The sequence below is a fragment of the Micromonospora foliorum genome, from assembly GCF_022229015.1.
Classification (GTDB): Bacteria; Actinomycetota; Actinomycetes; order Mycobacteriales; family Micromonosporaceae; genus Micromonospora; species Micromonospora foliorum.
In genome coordinates this window covers 1-4563 of the sequence record NZ_JAKKFF010000429.1, presented here as the reverse complement: position 1 = coordinate 4563, position 4563 = coordinate 1, and the positions used below count along the sequence as shown (strand labels likewise).

The 4563-nt window shown below is 73.4% G+C and carries 4 protein-coding genes and 1 pseudogene; 1 reads left to right on the top strand and 4 read right to left on the bottom strand.

Annotated elements, in window-relative coordinates; translation table 11 throughout:
* From PSH25_RS26605 to PSH25_RS26590, 4 genes and pseudogenes are all read right to left on the bottom strand, one after another.
* Window positions 1-1008 (bottom strand): annotated as a pseudogene (locus tag PSH25_RS26605) (SCO7613 C-terminal domain-containing membrane protein); the annotation flags it as partial.
* Between the two features lie 48 nt (window positions 1009-1056).
* Complete coding sequence (gene cutA, locus PSH25_RS26600; RefSeq protein ID WP_091406014.1) at window positions 1057-1377, bottom strand: divalent-cation tolerance protein CutA; 321 nt, start codon at window positions 1375-1377, stop codon at window positions 1057-1059.
* A 200-nt stretch (window positions 1378-1577) separates the two neighbouring features.
* On the bottom strand, window positions 1578-2582 hold the full coding sequence (locus PSH25_RS26595) for a 1-acyl-sn-glycerol-3-phosphate acyltransferase (RefSeq protein WP_238661643.1): 1005 nt from the start codon (window positions 2580-2582) through the stop codon (window positions 1578-1580).
* Window positions 2582-3415: a patatin-like phospholipase family protein gene (locus PSH25_RS26590; RefSeq protein WP_238661642.1), complete on the bottom strand. Its 834-nt coding sequence runs from the start codon at window positions 3413-3415 to the stop codon at window positions 2582-2584. Before PSH25_RS26590 ends, PSH25_RS26595 begins: the two co-directional genes overlap by 1 nt.
* Window positions 3416-3580: 165 nt before the next feature.
* Here PSH25_RS26590 and PSH25_RS26585 point away from each other — a divergent pair.
* On the top strand, window positions 3581-4563 hold a 983-nt coding region (locus tag PSH25_RS26585), incomplete at its 3' end, for a serine/threonine-protein kinase (RefSeq protein WP_238661641.1).

Sequence of the window (4563 nt, the reverse complement as noted above, 5' to 3'; positions counted from 1 at the left end):
CGCGACCAGCACCAGCGGCACCCCGGCCAGCAGTGGCGAGCCCCCCGCCCGCCCACCGACCAGCGGCACCACCGCGCACGCCGAGGCGCCAACCAGCGCGGCGACATGAGCGGTGCCGGCCAGCACCCGGCCGACGAGCTGCGCCACCCCTTCGCGGCCACGCAGCGCGGTCAGCACGGCCAGGTTCAGCAACGCCACCCCGAGCAGCACCAACGTCCACCCGGCCGCACCCGGCCCGGCCTCGGCGGCGAGCAGCGGCAACACCGGCTGGGCGGCCACCAGGGCGGCGAACCAGGGCCCCGTCAACCCGCTCCAGCGGCCGTACGCCACGGCGACCGCCGCGCTGGCCCCCCCGACCAGCGCGGCGTACCCGCTGCCCGGCCAGTCGGCCACGCCGGCCAGGTCCACCGACCAGGCCGCGTAACCGTCCAGCACCACCAGCAGCAACCCCACCGCGGCGAACGTCTCCGCCGTGCCGCGCAGCCCTCGGCGGACCGCCAGCAGCGGTACGCCCAGCGCGAGCGCGGTGAACGCCGCCAGGATCAACGCCCGACCACCGACCCCGACCGCCGCCCAGGCGACCGCGGTGAACACCACCGCCGCGGTGCCCAGCAGGAGTCCACCGAGGACGAAGAGCAGCCCCTGGACGGTCCGGGTCGAGGTCTCCGCCACACCCGGCCGCGAATCCGCCGCGACCCCGGGACCCGGGCCGATGGACGGCGCCGGCCCGACGAGAGACGCCGGGCGCGCCACGACCGGGGCAACCAACCCGGCACGGACGACCGCCGCCAGTTCGGCCCGCCGTCGCGACACCGCCGACAGACGTCCGGCCAACTCGGTGTACGCCCGCCGGGCCCTCTCCACCTGCGGCTCAAGCTCGGCGGCCTCCCGGCTGAGCCGAACCACCTCGGCGGCGATCGGGTCGGGCGCGCGCCGGCAACCGGAGCAACCAGCACTCAAATCGGCCGGCGCACCGCAGGCGGGGCAGGGGTAACGGGTGTCGTCCACCCGGTCATCATCGACAGCCGACCGGGGTGCGACCCAGAGTGCGCGTACTCAGGATCGCGTGTGCTCGTACACCCAGGTGGCGTAGTCGGGGTTGCCGCTCTCCACCCTGGACACCAAAATCTCCGGCACCTCGTACGGGTGGCTGACCCGGATCTGGTCCAGCAGCGCGGTGAGCCGATCCGGTGCGGTCTTGAACTGCACCGACCACTCGGTGCTCGTCTCCATCCCGGACCGCCACCAGTAGGTGCTGTCCACCTGACCACCCACCTGGGCGCAGGCGGCGAGCCTGCCGGCAACGGCCGCAGCCGCCAACACGTCGGCGACCGAACGCGCATCCACCACCGTTGTCACCACGCAGATCTCGTCCACGCCCGCACCCTACGCGGCCAGACGCCGCGGAGCCCGCCTTTCGTTCGCGACTGCGGGCTCCGCTTCGCTGCACTCCTCGCGCTCACCGGTCCGGCCTTTCGTTCGCGACTGCGGGGCTCCGCTTCGCTGCACTCCTCGCGCTCACCGGTCCGGCCTTTCGTTCGCGACTGCGGGGCTCCGCTTCGCTGCACTCCTCGCGCTCACCGGTTAGCGGCGATCCAGGCATCAATCTGCGCCCACCAATCGAAGAGCCAGTCGATGCGTTGCTGTCGTCCGGTCGGTACGTCCTCCGGCGGCACGGACCAGAACCGCATCACGATCCGTTTGTCCATCGGCAGCTCCCGCCACACGTCGGCGACGGTGAGCATCCGGTCCAGCCCGGTGTGGGCGACGAAGATGACCCCGGCGTCCGGTGCGGCGTCCAACGCGGCGAGCATCCCACCGGGCTGCGGGGCGAGCACGTGGCGCATCCGCTCGGCGCGCAGGGCCATCCGTTCCAGGCCGAGGGAGCGCAGCCGGGCGATGGCGCGCAGCCGTCGTTTGGGGGTGAAGTTGCCGCCCTCGGGGAAGATCACGAACGCGTCGTTGTCGTCCAGGCCGGTGGCCAGGTGCCCGACCTGGCGTACCGTCTCCTCGCCGCGCTCCGGGGTCGGCGCGATGAACCGGTTGGGCAACCGATTGAGCAGCACGTCGATCGCCGGATCCCACTGGAGGCTGTCCTTCAGGACGATCCGCGGCTCCCGGTGGAACCAGTTGACCAGCCCGTGGATCAGGATGAACGAGTCGCCCGGCCCGGCGTGCCGACAGAGCACCAGCTCGGGCCGGCCGGGCAACGCGGTGTCCGGGTCGGTGCCCACCACGTCGATGCGCAACCGCAGTGTCCAACGTGCCTGCCAGAACAGCACCCGCAGGAACCAGCCGGCCAGCACGTAGTGCGCGCGTTGGAAGGCCGGCGACCGGGTCCGCCAGCCGAACCCGGAGACGACCCAGAGCACGAAGAGCGAGAGCAGCGCGGCAGCGTCCCAGACCAGGTAGAAGCAGCCGATCCAGAGCAGTCGCAGCGGGCGCAACCGGCCCGGGACCAGCGGGGACGCGGCCGCGGCGAGCAGCGCCCAGATCGGCAACGTGGTGACCACGAGGAAGGCGAGCAGCACGACGGCGGGGGCGAGCAGCAGTCGACGCAGCCACCGGGGAGGCAGCGGCATCACCGCTCCAGGTGGGTGGCGAGGTAGCGCCGGGAGGCGGTGTACGCGCGGCTGATCCGCCGTCCCACCGCCGCCATGTCCCGGTACGCCCACGGCGTGTCGTCGCGTGGGTTGAGCCCGCCGGTCGGCAGGACGTGCACCTCCACCCCCTCGGGCAGCGCCGCCATCTCCCGGAAGAAGCGGTGCCGGCGGGAGATCTCGAACGCGACCTGCGCGATCTCCCACGGCCGGCGGGGCGGGGTCAGCTCCCGTTCGATCCGACCCACCTGCAGGACGTAGATCCGGCGGGCGCCGACGGCCACCGCCTCGCCGATCGGGATGGAGTTGACGATCCCGCCGTCCACGTAGTGCGCGCCGTCGATCTGCATCGGCGGAAGCAGGCCCGGCACCGAGGCCGACGCCATCACCGCCGGCACCACCGGACCGCTGTCGAACCAGTGCTCGGCGGCCCGCTCGATGTGGGCGGCGCAGCAGCGGAACGGCACCCGCAGGTCGGCGAAGGTGGTGTCCACCCCCAGCTCGGTCTCCAGCAGGCGGCGCAGCGGCCGGGGTGAGTGCAGGTGGGTGCGGGCGGCGAAGCGGCGCAACTGCCGGGCGACCGAGTCGCCGTACACCTCGCTCGCCTCCGGTGAGGCCCAGAGCCGGACCAGCCGGTCGGTCACCGCCTCGGACGGGTCGGCGGCGACCAGCGCGCCGTTCACCGCGCCGATCGAGGTGCCGAGCACCATGTCGGGTTGGATGCCGGCGCGGAACAGCGCGCGCAACATGCCGACCTCGACCGCGCCGAGCACTCCCCCGCCGCCGAGCACGAACGCCACCGGTCCCCCCGCCATGTCTGCCATCCTGGCACGGGCCCGCCGCCGACCGGTGGGCCGCCGTCAACCGACGGTCAGCGCACGGCAGGCGCCGCCCGTCGACGGCGGGTGGCGACGGCGTTGACAGCCAGCACACATTCGCGCAACCTGATACGGCTCCCACCCCTGAGGCAGGTGCGATCCGTGAAGGCAGCACTGCATCCGGGCCGATTGCTGGCTCGCAGATACCGACTTCTGGACCAGATCGGCGCCGGTGGCATGTCGGTCATCTGGCGTGCCCGGGACGAGGTACTGGACCGGGTGGTCGCCCTGAAGGTGCTCGCCCCGTCACTCGCCGCCGACGCGCGGTTCCGGGGCATGGTGCGCGAGGAGGCACGCGCCGCCGCCCAACTCGTGCACCCGCATCTGACCTCCGTGCACGACTACGGCGAGACGGTCGACCCGGACGGCTCGATCACCTCGTTCGTGGTGATGGAGCTGCTCAGCGGGGAGGAGTTGAAGCTACGGCTCACCGAGGGGCCGTTGCCGTGGACCGAGGCGGTCCAGGTGGGCGCGCAGGTCGCGGACGCGCTGGCCGCCGCGCACCGGCTCGGCATCGTGCACCGCGACATCACCCCGGCCAACGTGATGATGACCGGGACGGGCGTCAAGGTGCTCGACTTCGGCATCGCCACCCGGATCGGCGCGCCCGACGAGGACGAGGACGGCGAGACCTTCGGCACCCCGGCGTACGTCGCCCCGGAACGCCTCGACGGCGCGCCGGCCCAGCCGTCCACCGACGTCTACTCGCTCGGCGTGCTGCTGCACGAGGCGCTCACCGGCCGGGTCCCGTACCCGGCGGACACCTGGGAGCAGCTCAGCGCCGCGCTGGCCAGTGGTCCGCCGCCGACGCTGGCCGACCTACCGGACCTGCCCCCGCCGGTGGCCCAGATCTGCCTGCGCAGCCTCGCCCGGAACCCGGCCGATCGGCCGACCGCCCGGCAGGTCGCCACCGCGCTCCGTGACCACTCGCTGCCGACCGAGCCTCCGACCGCGACCATCCGGGTGCCCACCCAGCCCCTGCCACCGCAGTCGCCCGCCGTCGTGACGGCCAGCGTTCCGGCGCCCGCCCCAGCGACGGCCAGCGTTCGGGCGGCGCCCGCCTCAGCGACGGCCAGCGTTCCGGC